The sequence below is a fragment of the Terriglobus sp. ADX1 genome (genome assembly GCF_036877645.1).
Taxonomy (GTDB): Bacteria; Acidobacteriota; Terriglobia; order Terriglobales; family Acidobacteriaceae; genus Terriglobus.
The window spans coordinates 1-17,048 of record NZ_JAEDXV010000048.1; the positions used below are offsets into that span (position 1 = coordinate 1).

The 17,048-nt window shown below is 57.9% G+C and carries 10 protein-coding genes and 1 other RNA gene; 7 read left to right on the plus strand and 4 right to left on the minus strand.

Features of this window, described 5'->3' with window-relative positions; translation table 11 throughout:
- The first annotated feature begins 164 nt into the window (after window positions 1-164).
- A complete protein-coding gene (locus tag JAO32_RS19065; RefSeq protein WP_334243365.1) occupies window positions 165-1,583 on the plus strand; it encodes a mercuric reductase in 1,419 nt (472 codons plus the stop codon).
- A gap of 8 nt (window positions 1,584-1,591) precedes the next feature.
- Here JAO32_RS19065 and JAO32_RS19070 read toward each other — a convergent pair whose 3' ends face one another.
- Entirely contained in the window at window positions 1,592-2,476 is an 885-nt protein-coding gene (locus JAO32_RS19070; RefSeq protein ID WP_334243367.1) for a LysR family transcriptional regulator, read from the minus strand.
- A 150-nt stretch (window positions 2,477-2,626) separates the two neighbouring features.
- Here JAO32_RS19070 and JAO32_RS19075 point away from each other — a divergent pair, with 150 nt between their 5' ends.
- Both JAO32_RS19075 and JAO32_RS19080 read left to right on the plus strand, forming a co-directional pair.
- Window positions 2,627-3,607 (plus strand): aldo/keto reductase, encoded by a 981-nt coding sequence (locus tag JAO32_RS19075; protein ID WP_334243368.1) that lies wholly within the window; start codon window positions 2,627-2,629, stop codon window positions 3,605-3,607.
- A 63-nt stretch (window positions 3,608-3,670) separates the two neighbouring features.
- A complete protein-coding gene (locus JAO32_RS19080; RefSeq protein WP_334243372.1) occupies window positions 3,671-4,771 on the plus strand; it encodes a serine hydrolase domain-containing protein in 1,101 nt (366 codons plus the stop codon).
- A 63-nt stretch (window positions 4,772-4,834) separates the two neighbouring features.
- On the opposite strand, the gene JAO32_RS19085 is transcribed toward JAO32_RS19080, so the two are convergent.
- Window positions 4,835-6,391 (minus strand): carboxylesterase/lipase family protein, encoded by a 1,557-nt coding sequence (locus JAO32_RS19085; protein ID WP_334243374.1) that lies wholly within the window; start codon window positions 6,389-6,391, stop codon window positions 4,835-4,837.
- A 119-nt stretch (window positions 6,392-6,510) separates the two neighbouring features.
- Window positions 6,511-9,318 carry an outer membrane protein assembly factor BamA gene (bamA, locus tag JAO32_RS19090; protein WP_334243384.1) on the minus strand — a complete coding sequence of 936 codons (2,808 nt, stop codon included), beginning with the start codon at window positions 9,316-9,318 and terminating at the stop codon, window positions 6,511-6,513.
- A gap of 576 nt (window positions 9,319-9,894) precedes the next feature.
- On the opposite strand from bamA, the gene JAO32_RS19095 reads away from it, so the two are divergent.
- Together JAO32_RS19095 and rnpB are read left to right on the plus strand one after the other, a co-directional pair.
- Window positions 9,895-10,281, plus strand: a complete 387-nt coding sequence (locus JAO32_RS19095; protein ID WP_334243376.1) for a carboxypeptidase-like regulatory domain-containing protein — start codon at window positions 9,895-9,897, stop codon at window positions 10,279-10,281.
- A gap of 70 nt (window positions 10,282-10,351) precedes the next feature.
- An RNA gene (rnpB, locus tag JAO32_RS19100) (RNase P RNA component class A) lies at window positions 10,352-10,781 on the plus strand.
- Window positions 10,782-10,901: 120 nt separating this feature from the next.
- Here rnpB and JAO32_RS19105 read toward each other — a convergent pair.
- On the minus strand, window positions 10,902-14,354 hold the full coding sequence (locus JAO32_RS19105) for a TonB-dependent receptor (protein ID WP_334243378.1): 3,453 nt from the start codon (window positions 14,352-14,354) through the stop codon (window positions 10,902-10,904).
- A gap of 300 nt (window positions 14,355-14,654) precedes the next feature.
- Between JAO32_RS19105 and JAO32_RS19110 the strand changes: the two genes are divergently transcribed.
- Together JAO32_RS19110 and JAO32_RS19115 are read left to right on the plus strand one after the other, a co-directional pair.
- Window positions 14,655-15,941 (plus strand): hypothetical protein, encoded by a 1,287-nt coding sequence (locus JAO32_RS19110; RefSeq protein WP_334243380.1) that lies wholly within the window; start codon window positions 14,655-14,657, stop codon window positions 15,939-15,941.
- A 75-nt stretch (window positions 15,942-16,016) separates the two neighbouring features.
- Window positions 16,017-17,000: a sugar phosphate isomerase/epimerase family protein gene (locus tag JAO32_RS19115; protein ID WP_334243383.1), complete on the plus strand. Its 984-nt coding sequence runs from the start codon at window positions 16,017-16,019 to the stop codon at window positions 16,998-17,000.
- The last annotated feature ends 48 nt before the right edge of the window (window positions 17,001-17,048 follow it).

A 17,048-nucleotide genomic window follows, 5' to 3' on the forward strand; every position in this document is an offset into this window, starting at 1 on the left:
ATGCAGGTCCTTCGGCTTCGCTCAGGATGACGAACTTCGTTTCGTACAGGCTTCGCGTGGACAAGGATGACCCGCTTCGTGTCTAAGAAAAAACTCATGTCCTACTCACTGCCGCAAGCAGTCACGGCGTATCCTGCATCCAAATACGCGGGAGAACTCCACACATGGCAGAGCGGCATTTTGATGCGGTGATCATCGGTTCCGGGCAGGGCGGCAACCCATTCGCAAAGGCCACGGCAAAATATGGCTGGCAGACCGCGGTCATTGAGCGCCGCTATCCCGGTGGTACCTGCGTCAACGATGGCTGCACACCTTCCAAGACCGTTGATGCCTCCGCGCGTGTCGCCTATCTCGCGCGCCGTGGTGCGGACTTCGGAGTCCACACCGGCAACATCACCATGGATCTTGAAAAGGTCTACGAGCGCAAGCAGGCCATCCTGATGGCTTCGCGCAACAACATTGCAAAGTCACTGGAGACTACCGAAAACAGTACGCTACTCATGGGGCAGGCCTCGTTCTCACAACAGCAACCCGGCGATGGCACGTATCGCATCGACGTTGCCCTAAATGAAGGCGGTGCAGAAACCATCACGGCCAGCCGTGTCTTCCTGAACACCGGCGAGCGTCCACATATTCCTGACAATGTGGAAGGCCTCACCAGCCTGCCCATCCTCGACAGCACCTCCATGCTTGAGCTGAAAGAGGTGCCGCAACATCTGCTGGTGCTGGGTGCGGGTTATATCGCGCTTGAGTTTGCGCAGATGTACCTTCGCTTCGGCTCTCAGGTCACGGTCATCGAACGCGGCGAACGCATCGCACAGCATGAGGACGAAGACATTGCCAAATGCCTTCGCGACATCCTCACGGAAGACGGCCTTCAGATCCTCACCTGCTCTGCCATCACGCGTGCTTCCGGATCGGCAGACGACATTACTCTGGAACTCTCCACTGACGATGGCCCCGTCACGCTGCAAGGAACGCACCTTCTCGTTGCCACCGGTCGTACACCAAATGTCGAGCCGCTGCACCTGGAGCGCGTCGGCGTGAAGCAGAATAAGTCCGGTCACATTGAAGTGAACGACCGTCTGGAGACATCCGCAAAAAACATCTGGGCCATGGGTGACGTCAAAGGTGGCCCCGCGTTCACGCATATTTCCTATGACGACTTCCGCATCCTGCGCACCAATCTGCTGCAAGGCGGCAATGCTTCCATCAAAGATCGTTTGCTTACCTATTGCATGTTCACTGACCCAGAACTCGCGCGCTTCGGCCTGAACGAAACCGATGCGAAGAAGCAGGGCAGAGAAGTGCGCGTGGCCTCCATCCCCATGAAGTGGATGGCGCGTGCGCTTGAAATGGACGAACCACGCGGCATGATGAAGGCGCTCGTCGATCCGCAAACGAAGCTGATTCTCGGCGCAACAATCCTCGGCGTGGATGGTGGAGAAGTCGCCGCGCAGTTGCAGATCGCCATGATGGGCGGCATGCCGTACACAGCGTTGCGCGACGGCATCTTTGCGCACCCCACAAAATCAGAGGCACTGAACACACTGTTCACGTATTTCCGCGACGGCAAAGAATAAAGCGCGATCTACGCAGACATGCGAAGGCTGCGGATCAACGCCGCCAGCGCCGCAGGCTGATGGCGACGGCTGGGATAATACAAAAAGAAACCGGGAAACACCGGGCACCAGTCGCGCAATACCTGCACCAGCGCGCCGCTGGTAATGCGTTCCTGCACGGTCGCTTCCATCGCCATACCAATGCCCACGCCGGCTTCCACCGCCTGGATCAACATGTCTGGCTCGTCAAATACCAGCGGTCCTTGTGGTTGCACCGTAAGCGCACGTCGTCCCTTCTCAAACTCCCAACGATAGATACCACTGCGAAACCGAAAGCCAAGGCAGACGTGGTCTTTTAAGTCCCGAGGCGTGCGCGGCAGAGGATGGCTCTCGAAGTACTCCGCGGATCCAACTACCGCTAGCCGCATGTCGTCCGTAACGCGCACGGCAATCATGTCGCGCTGAATGAACTCGCCAATCTGTATGCCTGCGTCATACTCGCCCGCCACCAGGTCCACGGGATCGTTCGATGTGGTGATGTCCAGCACAATCTCTGGATACGCCTGCACAAATGCGCGCAGCTTCGGCATCAACACCAGGTGCGCCGCAGTGCGTGACAACACCAGCCGAATCCGCCCCGCAGGCCGCTGCTGTTGCCGCCGCGCCTTCATCAGCGACTGCTCAATGCGTTCCAGCGCTGGAGCCAACTCCTGCAGCAGCGCCGCTCCTGCAGCGGTGGTCGACACGCTGCGTGTCGTCCTCGCCAGCAACTGCACACCCAGTCTCTGCTCCAGCCCACGCATGCGGTGGCTCAGGGCCGATTGCGAAACGCCGAGCCGAGCCGCCGCCAGCGTAAAGCTTCGTTCTTCGGCCACTGCCGCAAAGGCTGCGAGATCGTTTAATTCATCCGGCATGATTCATGAATATTCAGCATAAGTCTATCCATATTTACCCTATTTATCTCATAACTTCACAGGCCTAGCATCAGTTCATGGGTTCGCCGCAAGGCGGCGCGGCCGAACCGAAACACATCTAACCCTCTACCGCGAACACGGAGTCCCTTCATGCAAACACGCACACTTGGTAACAACCTGCAGGTCTCGGCGCTAGGCTACGGCTGCATGGGCCTCAGCTTCGGTCTTGGCCCGGCAACTGACAAGAAAGAAGCCATCCATGTCCTGCGCACGGCGTATGACAGCGGCGTCACTTTCTTCGATACAGCAGAAGCCTATGGACCATTCGCCAATGAAGAACTCGTGGGCGAAGCTCTTGAATCCGTCCGCGACAAGGTCGTCATCGCCAGCAAATTCGGCTTCAAGGGCGGCGTCTCCACGGCCGGAACGGATAGCCGACCAGAGAACATCCGCGCATACGTCGATGCGGCACTGAAGCGTCTTCGTACAGACCGCATTGATCTGCTTTATCAGCATCGCGTTGACCCCAACGTTCCCATCGAAGACGTTGCAGGCACAGTGAAAGAGCTCATCGCCACAGGCAAAGTGCTGCACTTCGGCATGTCTGAGGCGGGCGCTGCCGTCATCCGCAAGGCACACGCCGTGCAACCGGTCACAGCGTTGCAGAGCGAATACTCCCTGTGGTGGCGCGAGCCGGAGAAAGAAATCCTGCCCACACTGGAAGAACTCGGCATCGGCTTTGTGCCCTTCAGCCCGCTGGGCAAGGGCTTCCTCACCGGAGCCATCTCGCAGGAACAACAGTTCCCAGACGGCGACTTCCGCAAGATCGTTCCACGCTTCAGCGAAGAAAACCGCAAGGCCAATCAAAAGCTTGTGGACACGTTGGGTACGCTTGCTGACGAAAAGGGCGTCACCCGCGCGCAGATCGCTCTGGCTTGGCTGCTGGCGCAGAAGCCCTGGATCGTCCCCATTCCTGGCACCACGAAGATTTCGCGGCTGCAGGAAAATCTGGGCGCAGCCAGCGTAGAACTCACCACAGCCGATCTCAGCCAGATTGAGAGCGCACTCGCCGCTATCGACGTTCAGGGCGACCGCTACCCCGCCAGCTTCCAGGCGCTGGTCAATCGTTAAACTCCGGCGTCTTTGCTGGACTAAATCACCATCGGCGACGAGCCGGAATGCGTATAGAGCAGTATGAACGCTCTCTCCATTCCGACTCGCCGCCATTTTCTTCGCCAGCTTGGCGTAGGCGCGTTGTCAGCTACCATTGCGCCTCGCCTGCTCTGTGCGCAAGCGTCCACCGCATCCGCGGTAATTGACGATTATGTGCGCCAGCACAACTTTCAGGGCGTGGTGGCGCTGGCCCGTGACGGCAAAATTGCCTTCTCGCGCACCATCGGCTTCGCAGACATGGAAGCGAAGACACCGATGAAGATCGACACGGTCTTTGGCATCGCCTCAATTTCAAAAATGTTGACGGCTGTAACCGTATTGAAGCTGGTAGAGCGCGGCTTGTTGTCATTGGACCAACCCATCACTACATATCTTCCGAACTATCGCAAAGACACCGGCAGCCGCCTGACACTGCGTCATCTACTGGCCAACGACAGTGGCCTGCCAAACCAGTTTTCACCTGCATGGAAGGCCGATCCCACCATCATGGATCAGCCTTTACCAACGGCAGAAGCGGTGAAGCGGTATGCAGAAGGCGATCTGATCTTTGCTCCCGGCGAGCGCTTCGACTATTCGCTCTCCAACTGGATCGTCGTGTTGGCTATCGTCGAAGCCGTCGCAGGCAGAGACTTTGAGACCGTGGTGCGAAACACAACGCTGACGCCGTTGGGTCTCACCGCAACAACATCGCGTCCGGATAACAAGGTCGCTGTCCCTTACACGGATGCAGCGCCGTACATGCGCAAGCCAGCACAACGGCAGCTTTATGTGGCTGCAGCCGGTGGCTATTACAGCAATGCACCAGACCTGATGCGTGCCGCGCAACGCATCTTTGGCACACCGTTCCTTGCGCCGTCGTCGCTGCAGGCGCTCACCACCATCCTTGTGCCTTCGGCAGGTTATGCCTTGGGAGGTCGCATTCGCGAGGTCGCCATCGGTTCGCAGAAGGTGAAAGCCGCATGGGACACGGGCAATACCTCCGGCTATCGCTCGGTGTTAGGCCATCGTTTGGATGGCAAAGGAACGGTCGTTGTACTGAACAACACGTCCATGTCGCAAAAGACACTGGACGAGTTCAGCGACGCACTTCTCACCGCGCTGGATGCAGGCCGCGCAGCCTAACAAACACCACATGCAAAAAAGGGATGCGATCATCGCATCCCTTTTGCTTTGTAGAACACTGTTTCAGTGCTTCGCTTCCGCGCTCGTCAGAAATTCAAACTCTGCGCGAGTGGCATCTGGACCGGCGGTAATCGTGCTGTCGAGATGAATGACAGCCTTCTCCTTGTCATACCGAGGCCACTTCGGCAAACCGGCTCCATTGGGATCGCCTGTCTTGGCAAAGTTCGTCCAGTAGTCCATCATCTGCGTGCTGAGCGTGTGTGCTTCGGGCGTCCACGTTGCGCCCTGCCGTACATCCAGCGTTCCGAACACGTATTCCAATTCGGCGGAATGGAAGGCTCTCGGCAGCGGATGAAGCCGCTCAGTCGGCGAGAGCTGATCAAAGCGATAGCGGTAGACGGGCACCTTGCCGGTTGCCACATCCGCCTCTGCCCACTTCCAGGGCGCCAGCGCAATAAACTGTGCCGTCGTCAGATCATCGGCAGAACGCACGGCCTGTTCGTCGGTATTGCCGGGGAAGGCTTTCAGAAATTCATCTGCACGCGTGCCATAGTGTTCCTTCGCATAGGCCTTCCACTTTGCTGCAGTCATGTCCTTGCTTACAGTGCCCGTGCGTTCATCGTGATTCCAGCCAATGATGGCAGGCACATGCGCCTGATGGCCCGCAGCATAGGCGTCCTGCAGAGACTCCGGAAGGAACACCCCATCCTGCACAGGAGAGAAGCCCGCACCCTTACTGTTTTTGACAGCGTCCAGAACTTTGTCTGCCGGCATGGCGCGAAGCTCCGCAAGAGTTTTCGCTCCCGTTGCATCTGCCCATGCCTGATCGTGCTTGCCGCGTTGATCCATGGTTCCCATGGGGATGGCACCGTTAAACAGCGCGCCACTCTCGCCAATCAGTTTGTGAAATAGACCGTGCGCGCTCGGCGCGACAGTCAGCGCACTTACAGCAAACGAACCCGCACTCTCACCAAAGATCGTCACATTGTTGGCATCGCCACCAAACGCTCCAATGTTGGCCCTCACCCACTGCAGGGCTGCCACCATGTCCATCAAGCCATAGTTCCCAGCGTGGCCACCGTTCTCCCTTGCCAGGTCACTCGTCGCAAGAAAACCAAAGACACCCAGCCGGTAGTTGAGGGTGACGAGTACGCCCCCGCGGTCTACCAGGGGCGAATCGGAGTACCGCGGTTCAGATCCAGCACCGGCAATGAAACCTCCACCGTGGATCCACACCATCACTGGCAGCTTGCTGGTGGCCTTTGCCTTAGCGGGCGAGTACACATTCAGAAACAGGCAATCTTCTGACGGTCCTGCATCCTGAAAGATGTAGTCATCCCATACGTGCCACTGTTCGCAACGAGCGCCAAACTTCGTCGCATCGCGCACGCCGCTCCAGCGCACCGGGGGTTGCGGTGCCTTCCACCGCAGGTCGCCCACGGGAGGCGCTGCATACGGAAGTCCAAGAAATGCCTTCTGCGAACCGTTGCGAATCCATTTGCCTTTCGCTTCTCCCTGCGCTGTTCTCACGGTCGGCGCATTCTGTGCCAACACGAAGCTGCAAGAAAAGAAGAGGCAGAGGACGACAGCACATGCCGTCGCAAAATGCTTCAGTGACATAGAAGACTCCCGGAAAGAGGCGTCGATCACGATAGCACGCGGTCCGATCTCTCTGCGACAGCAAGAACGAAGGGGATGCGACCATCGCATCCCCTTTGTGGTGTCTTGTTTCTGTTGTTTTAGAACGTTGTGCTGACGCTCAAGCGGAGTGTCTTACGCGGTTCACGCAGGATGTAATCCGCACCGTAGAACTGCAGTGCCTGTGCGTAGGTATAGCGACCGGCTGCCGTGTTCGGGAAGAAGCCTGCAAAGGTGGTGGAATCCACCGCCAGCTTCTGCGGCAGCGTCTCATACAGGCGCAGCGGGTTATACGCGTAGAACAGGCGGAACGGTGCATTCACGATCGGCAGAACCACCTGCAACTCCACACCGTTCGACATACGCGGCACGTAGTTCGTTCCCGGCGCTGTTCCCAGACGCGTGGGGAACGTCAGCTGCTTGCCGCCGGTGCAGGCGCCGTTGACGAAGTCGCTGCAGCCATACAGCGGGCTGCTCAGCGAAGCCGCACCCAGAACGCTCTGCTGCAACTGGCTCGGCAGCGCGTTGAAGGTCATGTTGAAGTCCGTGAAGAACGCGAACGTGACCTGCGAAACGATCGGGATACGGTATTCGATATTGCCCGTGAACGACGTATCGCCACCCACCGTTGCCAGGCGGTAGATTGGCAACGGAATCTGCGCGTTACCCAGAGTGTTGTTCGAAGGATCACGTGGAACCGTCGAACCATCCGGATTCGTCAGGTTAAACATCACCTTGGTCGGAATAAACACATAGGGTGATGCAGAACGGACATCGAAGCCACGGATATCGCTTTCACCGCCACCGTACACACGGTTAAACGGAGGTGCTACCTGTCCGCCGAAGCCCTCTGTATGCGACAACTGAGCGCGCATACCCAGAACATTGTGGCCTTCGCGGTTAATCCGGAGACCCTTCATCGGGTAGAACTGGCGGAATGCCGCTACAGGCTGGAAGTACTTCACGTTACCGCCCGCGCCTGCCACCTGGATAGCCAGGTTGAAGTCGCGTCCAGAGTGCGGACCTGCCGCACGATCCACTGAGGAATAGGTGAACGAAGGCGTAATGACCGACGAGATGATGCCACCCAGCGCATTCGATGTCTGCAGACCGCTGCGATAGTTCAGCGTTTCAAACACGTTGCGGGTGTTCTCGTTGAAGGTGGTGATGTTCGACCGCGTCAGCGCGTAGGAAACACCCACACGCGTGATGCCAACCGCATGCTTGAACACATGGCGCAGCGGCGTAGACGCGGACAGCGTCAGACCGGTGCTGGACTGGTTGTAGTTCGTCAGCAGCGATTGCTGTGCGTTGCTCAGGTTCTGGCTTGCACCCGCTGCGGCATAGCTCTTCGCCGGGTTGTAGTCATACTTCTGCGCGAAGACCTGGAATCCGACGGAGATTGGCTTGTTACGCAGGTACGGCTCCGTAAAGCCGAAGGTCAGGTTACGCGACAGATCGCCGATGTTTGCTACGACCGAGAGCGTTTCACCCAGACCAAGGAAGTTGTTCGTTTCGTAGTTCAAACCGATGAACGAACCGCTCAGGCCGGACAGACCGCCGTTCAAGCCGATGGAGTTCTTACCCTTCTCCTTCAGCTTTAGCAGCAGGTCAACAGTGCCTTCGTCGTTGTTGGTACGGGTTTCGCTGTCCTGGTCGGCCTTCAGTGTTTCGAAGTAGTTCAGCTGGTTCAAACGCAGGATGGAGTTTTCCCATGCCTGGTTGTTGTACTGCTGACCTTCTTCCAGCATCAGTTCGCGGCGGATCACGCGGTCACGCGTGATGGTGTTGCCGCTGAACTCAATGCGCGACACGTAGAAGCGCTTACCGGCATCAATGTCGATGGTCAGTGTGATGGTCTTCTTCTGCTCATCGAAGGTCGGCGTGGGAACGGCGGCCATGTTGATGAAGCCAAGCGATCCGTATGCCTTACGCAGGTTTTCCAGACCCTTGCCGAAGAGTGTGGCGTTGAAATACTCGCCATCCTTCTCCGCAAACTGGGCACGCAGCGCTGCTGCATTGACAACGGTCTTGTCGTAACCGGTGAACTTGATGGCTTCCAGCTTGTAGCGCGAGCCTTCTTCCAGCGGAACTTCAATGTCAATGCGCTTGCCGTGCGTCGGATGCATCGTGAAGATGTTGAATCCGCCGCTGTCGCGTACCTTGGTCAGCGGTTCGCCCGGCTGCACCTTAAAGTAGCCGCGCTCGCGGTACACCATGCGGACACGTTCCACGTCCTCATCCAGCTTGGTCGCGTCAAACGTGCGCGCGAACAGGTCTTCCAGGATGATGGAGTGCGGAATGCCGATGGGCTTGGAGTTCTTCATCGCCGCGCGCAGTGTGCGGCTGTTGATGCGCTCGTTGCCCTTGAAGCCGATCTTGCCCACCTTCACCGTGGGGCCTTCCTTCACAATGAAGGTGACCGCAACACGTGCCGGCGGAATCGTCTTTACTTCCGTGCGCACGGTAGCAAACTGGTGGCCGTGCTCGGCCAGCAACTGCTTCAGCACAACTTCCTTGCGCTTGATCTTGGTTGGGTCGTACTGGCTTTCGACAGATACGCCAACCTTGGCCTTCTTGTCGCGATCCAGCACGTCAGAGACGGTGACCGCGTTCAGGCCCTTGTAATTGATTTCGCCAATGGTGGGCTTTTCGCGCACATAGACAATCAGCTGGGTGCAGCCATTGCCTTCGGCTTTTTCAATCTGCACGGACTCAAAGAAGCCGGAGTTCCACAGCGAATTGAAATCGCGCTCCACCGTCGCCGGGTCATACTGCGAACCCTGGCGCGAGAACAGACGCGCAATGATCGATTCCTTGGGATAGCGCCGGTTGCCGATCACCTGCGGTGCGCACAGAACTTCTCCCGTGCCTGCAGATGCAGCAGGAGCGGGCGCTGCCTGTGCCATGGCGATTCCTGATGTCGCGGTGCCGCAAAGCAACACTGCGGCGGCTGCCAGCCCGGTGGTTCCACGGCTGCCGATGGCGCGACCAACTCCGATCAAACGATGAAGTGAGGAGAACCGCTCTTGTCTTGGCTGATGCTCTGGGACGTTTGCCACGCCCTGTTCTACGGTTTTGATAACAACACCCTCACTGCCCATGAAACTCGGATACACACGGCGGCCCGCGGCTCCCTTTCGCACGGCCCGCAATCCCGTATGACTGAAAGACGATTATAGGGGAACGGGGATAGCCGGAGCGAGTCCATGAATTTACAAGAGGTGTCGTTCATCGCACCCTGCACCTGTTCTGGTGCAGACATACGGCTTTCTGGTGCCCAAAACGGCAACCTCGGGCAATAAAAATTTTCCAAACACGCCCCCACCCTCCCGAATTTCTGTTGCCGAGGACGGTACGGCGCATGATCGACGTTCCCCTGACCCTGCAAATCGCGTCACACTTGCATGAGTAAGTCTGTCTTCGCCGCTGCCGCATCGCCGCGATACTTTTAAGTCAACGTTCCGGTGTCGAGGTGTTGCTGCATGGCCTTTCAACCCGTTGCTCGTCGCAGGCTCATGCGTAGCGTCGCCCTCTTTGTCTTCATCCTGACAACATTCCTGGCCGGGGCCACCAGAATTTCGGCCCAGATGACACGCAATCCCCTGCGCAGCGTCAGCGGATCTGTGACCGACGGTGGAAGAGAACCGCTGCGCGGCGCCGTAGTGCAGATTGAGGCGGAAGACACGCTCGTCATCCAGAGCTACGTCACAGACGAACGCGGAACCTATCACTTCCGCAACCTGCGTTCCGATGCCGATTACCGCGTTTGGGCCACCTTCCGCGGCCAGCGTTCCAAAACGCAGGAGATGAGCAAATTCGACCGCAAGCTGGATCGCGAAATCCCGCTTTCTATCGACCTTGCCCGGTAGTAGAACCACCTCACGCTGAACATAAGCGAGAGCGTTTATCAGCGAAAAGCAGCGTACACTGAAGTGAATGCAGGTGGATCGAACGATCGCTGCTGCTGCACGCACGTTTGTTGCAGCAGGGGAGGAAAGTCCGGACTCCAAGGGGCAGTGTGCCGGGTAACGCCCGGGATCGGCGCTTGAAGGCGACGAGACGGCCAGTGCCACAGAGAATATACCGCCGTGAGAAATCGCGGTAAGGGTGAAAAGGTGCGGTAAGAGCGCACCGCGTCGGCAGTAATGCAGACGGCATGGTAAACCCCACACGGAGCAAGACCAAATAGGCGGGAAGATCGCACGTTCGCGTGCGTGATGCGTGCCGGCCCGGTGCGCCAGACTCGCGGGTAGGTTGCTGGAGCCCCGCAGTAATGCGCGGCCTAGAGGAATGATCGTTCAGCGCAGAAGTCCGAGCGAGAGCAAAGATGGTGCGTGGACAGAATCCGGCTTACAGGTCCGCCTGCATATTCAAAATCCTTACATTGCCTCCAAACAAAAAAAGCCGGACAGCGATAAGGCTGTCCGGCTGGAGGCATTGCTTCTATGTGTTCTTGCTATCCAATACGGATCAAGAAACCGTACTGCGGTTAAAAGTTGAACTTCAGCGCAAATTGATACAGACGCGGCGTGTAGTTGGAATCCACTGCCGTCACCTGACCGAAGTTCGGATTGCCAATCTGCACATTGCCGCTGTTCTGCGTGATCTGGTAGCTGGGCGTGTTGGAGATGTTGAAGGCTTCCGCGCGGAACTGCATCTTGACGCGTTCCGTTACAGGGAAATCCTTGAACAGTGAAAGATCCACGTGACGGAAATGCGGTCCGAACAGCGAGTTGCGCTGCACGTTTCCGATGGTTCCCAGCGGCTGTGGAACAAACGCTGTGGGATCAAAGAACAGCCCGTTGGAACCAATGGTGTGATGGCTCAGGCGAGCGTCCTTGATTTGGTTGGGCCGGTCAGCTCCGGGATTGGTTAGCGGTACGGCACGGTTCTGATAGGCACCCAGGGCGCCGCCACCACCGTTCAGGATGGAGAATGGCTTGCCGGATTGCCACACCGCGATGGTGTTCATCTGCCATCCGCCAAACGCCAGTTTGCTGAAGCCATGGAACTCATGGCCTGCGGCGAACTGATAGTTCAGCGACAAGGCAAAGCGGTTCTGGATGTCGTTCTCCGCAACGCCGTAGTCAATCTGCCCAATGCGGCGCGGATCAGCGTTATAGGCGCCTTCGTTGCCTTCCTGTGAGAAGCCAACGTAGTCGCTCATGGCCTTTGCCCATGTATAGTTCGCGTCAAAGGCCAGGCCCTTCACGAAGCGGCGCTGGTACGACGTCTGCAGGCCGTTGTAGTTGAAGGTGCCTTCGCTCAGCATGTAGCCAACCTGTCCCAGGTTCGGCAGAATGCCCTGCAGAGGCCGCCTGTTCAACGCCGGGTTTGCAACGGAGTCGCCGGGCAGAGGCTGGTTGATGTCGTTGACGGTCTGCGGCATATGGCGTCCCACGCTGCCCACATACCCAATCGTCAGCACGTTGGCCCCAAACTGCTGCTGCACCTGCAGGTTGTATTGCTGAATCATCGCTGAGCGGAAGTTGGTGTCTTCCGCATTGAACGACAGGCTGTTGCTGTTAATGGTCTGCGGCTGTGGCAGTGGCAGGCCAGCGGAGAAGTCGCCTACTGCGCCAACGGTGGCGCAATCAGGATTGATAGCGGACGGTGCGATACCCGCCGGGCCAGTCTGGATTTGGTACGCGCGCGTCGATACGCAGGTGGGAGCGTACACAGAAACCCACGGAGCGTTCTTCAGGTTTGCGTTTGAGGTGTAGTTGCCCGGGAAGTAGCTGATGCCATATCCGCCGCGGACAACCGTCATGGGGAATGCAGAGAAGGAGAAGCCCACGCGCGGCGCCACGTTGGTGTAGTCCGTCTTGATGCCTGCAGTGCCGCCAACACCATTCTGTCCCGGTACCAGCAGGGCCGAACCGATGGTGCTCGGGGTGAGTGTCTGCGCACGGGTGAAGTCAAAGTTGGAAATGTGGCCGTGCGCTTCGGTGAATGGTGTGAAGATGTCATACCGCACACCGTAGATCAGCGTCAGGTTTGGCGTGACCTTCCAGTTGTCCTGTATGAAGGCACTGGGTTCGTACGAACGATAATCTGGCGTGTTGATGTTGTAGTTGCGACCGGATGAGGTGAACGCGCCCACCAGCGAACTGGCCAGTTGGTTATCCTGCCGTTGCTTTGCGGTTGCGGTTGCGTTGCATCCGCTGGCGCCGGCAGTGTTGTTATAGCCGGTGCCGGGGACGCAGTTATCTGTCGTGAGCCCGAAGCCGTACTGGCCGCCGGGGAATGCGCTCTGCAGGTTGCGTGCCTGGCGACGGATATAGGTGACTCCAAACTTCAGGTTGTGGTTCCCCCTCGTCCAGTTCAACGTGCCCGAATATTGGAAGGTGTTGTCGATGTCCTGCAGCGGAACGTACGCTCCGTCACCGATATCGCTGAATGGCCCGAACTGGATCGGCGTCAGAACGTTGGCCTGCGCCGTGAAGTTCATGTTCGATCCAAAGCCCACCTTGTCATCCGCGTTCGCGCCATAGTTCAGTGGCAACGACAGGTTGTTGATGCGTGTGTAACCCGCACGCAGATCCAGCAGCAGGTTCTGGTTAAAGATGTGCGTGTAATCGAATGCATACATCTGTGCTGCATTGGTAGCGGGGCCGGCAAAGATATACCGTCCGCCCGAGATTTGCAGACCGTTTACCGTGCCCAGCGCCGGTGGAATGAAGCTGTTCACCTTGTTGTAGGTGTAGCGGCCAAAGAAAAGATTGTTCTGGTTAAAGCGATGATCGACACGGACATCGAAGACGTTGCTGTTTGATGTCTTGCTGGGGCTGATCACGTAATTGTTCGTCAGGCTGGAATTTGTCGGTGCAGGGAACAGCCGAAGGTAATTCAGCGCAATGGGGTTGATTGTGTATCCCGCCGTTCCATTGCCGTTGGTCACCAGTTGCTGTGGTGTTGCACCGCCAATTCCATTGATGGCGTTGTACTCGTCGATCGTCGGCACCGTGCTCTGGTAGGTCACACCGACCACCTGCCGAAGACCTTCATAGTCGCCAAAGAAGAACGTCCTGTCTCTCCAGATACGGCCGCCGATGGACGCGCCGAACTGGTTCTGCCGCAGCTCGGGCTTGCTGCCCGTGGTTTGCAGTACCTGGCGGGCATCGAAGATATCGTTGCGGAAGTACTCATACGCGCTGCCGTGAAAGGTGTTTGAGCCGCTCTTGGTGACGATGTTCACCACACCACCAGCCGTGCGCCCGGCTTCAGGGGCATAGCTGTTGGTTTGAATGCTGATTTCCTGGATGCCTTCCACGTTCGGCCGCACACCGCTGGTGCCGATGATGCGTTCGTTGTTGTCAAAGCCATCAATGATGAAGTTGTTCAGCGTATCGTCCTGACCGTTCACGCTGAAGGAGCTGCTCTGCCGACGATCATCCGGGCGTGCCCCTGAGGTCAGGCCGTTGCCAGGTCCTTCATTCGCTCCCGGCACAAGCTGAACCAACTGAACATAGTTGCGACCGTTCAGTGGCAGGTCCTGCACGCTTTGTGAGGTTACGGTGGTGCTTACCGTGGCGTTCTCGCTTTGCAGTAGGGGTGTCTGCGCTTCCACGCTCACGGTTTCGTTCACGTCACCCAGTTGCAGCTTCACGTCCGAGCGGGCACGGTCACCCGCTTCCACGCCCAGGTCGGCCACGGTGGTCGACTTAAAGCCATTGCTGGTCACGGTAATGCTGTAGTGTCCCGGCTGCAGCAGGGGAAAGGTATAGTTGCCGCTGGCGTCGGTCGTTACTGAGCGGCTTTGGTTTGTGGCAAGACTCTTTAGCGTCACGGTGGCATTCGGCAGAGTGGCGCCTGTCGCGTCAGTCACGGTGCCGATAATGTCTGATGTGGTCACCTGGGCGTATGCCAGCCCAGTACCCCCTAATACAGAAAGTACGACGGCTGCCCGCGCAATGCTTGCGGGGGCCATCCACCGGCTCATCCAGAAATTACTGCTGTTGCGGTTCATAGTTGTCCTTTGCCTTCATGTGGGCTCTTACGTGGGGTGACCGCAGACGCGATTTGGCGTACAGATTTCGCTGCTGCGGAGACGAGGTTCTTAACAACCCACGGAGTCTAGGCACGCAAGAAGACAACCGGTCAGTGCCTTCGGGTATAAACGGAGGCGTAAAACGCCGTATCTGCTTGAGACAAAAGGGAAGGTTAAGAGGAGGTTAAGGGTTGCGAATGACAGGATAAAAGGCCTATTCTTCCCCTCGACGTTTCGAAGTGAAAAGAGTTAATGGCCAGTTCCCCCACCCCTCATGCCATCTCGCCGCTCTCTTCTGAAGAGAAGGACCGTGTCCGCGCGCAGTTGGAACGTCTGCTGCAGTCCAGTCATTTCCGGAATAGCAAACGGTACCCCACGCTCCTCCGTTACATCGTGGAAGAGACGCTGGAGGGGCGTGGCCCTCAACTGAAAGAGCGCACGCTGGGTATTGATGTCTTCGGACGGCCCAGCGACTATGACACCGCCTCCGATCCCATCGTGCGTGTAACCATCGCGGAGATTCGAAAACGGATCGCGCAGTATTACCACGAAGACGCGCACGTTTCAGAGCTGCGGATTGAACTCACACCCGGCTCTTATATCCCGGAATTTCTTCCCGGCCGCGACCATGAGCCGGAAGTGATTCCCGAAGTGCATTCGGCGCAGCCGCCCGTTGTCCCTGTCATTGTGGACACCCCAGCTGCACCCCCTTCGTCGCGGCGGCATTGGCTTTGGCCTGTGCTCGCGGGCGTGCTTGTCCTTGCCGCTGGGGCAGGCTTTGCAGGCTGGTACAGGATGCGCAGTACCCCCATGGACGATCTATGGCGGCCGTTCTTTGCAGCCGACGGTCCAATTACGTACTGCCTGCCCATGAGCGCGCAACGCAAAGGTGCGGGCTGGGCAAACACCACAGAAGAAGCCGTTGCCCATGCGCTCGATCTGGCTGACACCAAGCTTCCCGAATCCGGCACATTCTTCGATCACCAGGTCATCGGTGAAAATGTTGTGTTTTCCGACGTCATCGCCATGATGAAGCTGGAATCTGTCGTGGAGCGGCAGCACCGGCCCGTTCGTGTGCGGCTGAACCTGGGTACCAATTTGAATGAACTGCGTGAAGGTCCATCCATCTTCATCGGTGGGCTCTCAAACCAGTGGACCCTCAAGCTCATTGATCCCCTGCGCTATCGGTTTGCCGGTAGCGATGCGGAGTCGTATTACATCCGCGACCGTCAGAACCCCACCAACAAGCAGTGGAGCATCCGTCTGCGCGACAAGATGACCACCGTCAATCGCGACTACGCCATCATTGCGCGCGTCCACTGCGAACCGCTGGGTAACGTGTGCCTCATTGTGGCTGGAATCGGTATGAGCGGAACGGCCGCCGCGGGTGAATTTCTTGCGAACCCGGACCGCGTACGCGAACTGGAGAACCGCATCGGTCGCGCCAACCGTGATCATGACTTTGAAGCCGTACTCACCACAAACGTGGAAGATGGCATCGCCGGCCCTGCGGAGATTGTTGCGTTAGACGTTCGCTGAATTGGCGTTTCTTGTTTCGGCAAGTCGCCATACGCTTGCGCTAATATGGCAGCGTCCCTTCAGGAGGTCCTACCAATGCATCTCAATCGCCGCCAGTTTGTTGCGACTGGCTCGTTTGCTCTATTTGCCGCAACGCTGCGCGCCGAGGCTAAGAATTGTCCCTTCCGTCTCGCGGTCATCGCCGATGAAATCGGTTCTGACTTTGAACATTCCTGCCACATCGCCGCCAATGATTTCGGCCTGTCGTGGATTGAAGTGCGCGATGTGAACGGCAAGAACATCACGAAGCTGAACGAGCAGGAAACCGCGGACGCAAAGAAGATTCTCGCCAAGTACAACCTGAAGGTCACGGACGCAGGCACCCCGCTCTTCAAGAGCAATTTCCCCGGCGCGCCGCTCTCGAAGGATGGCGGCACCAAAGATCCCAACAAAATTCCCAAGGACCTTTCCGATCAGTTTGAACTGCTGGAAGCCGCCATCGCCGCTGCAAGAAACTTCGGCACAGACCGCATCCGCTGCTTCGACTTCTGGCGTCTGGAAGATCCCGCTCCTTTCCGCAAGGACATGGACGCAGCGTTGGATAAGGCAGCCACCATTGCTGGCAAGCAGAAGATGATCCTCATCCTTGAGAACGAAATGGCCTGCAACACAGGCTCCGGCAAGGAAGCAGCGGCGACCCTGTCCCGTGTAACGAATCCGTCGCTCATGCTCAACTGGGATCCCGGCAACAGCGGCTCCTTCGAAGGCGACGTCCCCTATCCCGACGACTACAATGGCCTGCCCAAGAAGCGCATCGGCCATTGCCATGTGAAGTCCGTCTCGCGGAACGCTGATAACGCGAAGCACCCTTTCCAGTGGGAGCCCGTAGGCAAAGGCCTCGTCGATTGGGTTGGTCAGTTGAAGGCGTTCAAGCGCGACGGCTACCGCTATGGCGTCAGCCTGGAAACCCACTGGCACAGCGGCCCCGGCACCACGCAGGCTGAAATCAAGGAATCCTCCACCCGCATCAGCATGGCTGGTCTGAAGCAGTGCCTGAAGGATGCCGGCATCAACTGCTAAGTGGAGATACAGCGAAGCTCAAACGCGCAAAGCGCGTCATCCTGAGCG

What these genes read in the sequence shown, in the direction of transcription:
- JAO32_RS19065 (WP_334243365.1), top strand. Translation starts at nt 165, where the DNA reads ATGGCAGAGCGGCATTTTGATGCGGTGATCATCGGTTCCGGGCAGGGC.
- JAO32_RS19070 (WP_334243367.1), bottom strand. Translation starts at nt 2,476, where the DNA reads ATGCCGGATGAATTAAACGATCTCGCAGCCTTTGCGGCAGTGGCCGAA.
- JAO32_RS19075 (WP_334243368.1), top strand. Translation starts at nt 2,627, where the DNA reads ATGCAAACACGCACACTTGGTAACAACCTGCAGGTCTCGGCGCTAGGC.
- JAO32_RS19080 (WP_334243372.1), top strand. Translation starts at nt 3,671, where the DNA reads ATGAACGCTCTCTCCATTCCGACTCGCCGCCATTTTCTTCGCCAGCTT.
- JAO32_RS19085 (WP_334243374.1), bottom strand. Translation starts at nt 6,391, where the DNA reads ATGTCACTGAAGCATTTTGCGACGGCATGTGCTGTCGTCCTCTGCCTC.
- bamA (WP_334243384.1), bottom strand. Translation starts at nt 9,318, where the DNA reads ATGGCACAGGCAGCGCCCGCTCCTGCTGCATCTGCAGGCACGGGAGAA.
- JAO32_RS19095 (WP_334243376.1), top strand. Translation starts at nt 9,895, where the DNA reads ATGGCCTTTCAACCCGTTGCTCGTCGCAGGCTCATGCGTAGCGTCGCC.
- JAO32_RS19105 (WP_334243378.1), bottom strand. Translation starts at nt 14,354, where the DNA reads ATGAGCCGGTGGATGGCCCCCGCAAGCATTGCGCGGGCAGCCGTCGTA.
- JAO32_RS19110 (WP_334243380.1), top strand. Translation starts at nt 14,655, where the DNA reads ATGGCCAGTTCCCCCACCCCTCATGCCATCTCGCCGCTCTCTTCTGAA.
- JAO32_RS19115 (WP_334243383.1), top strand. Translation starts at nt 16,017, where the DNA reads ATGCATCTCAATCGCCGCCAGTTTGTTGCGACTGGCTCGTTTGCTCTA.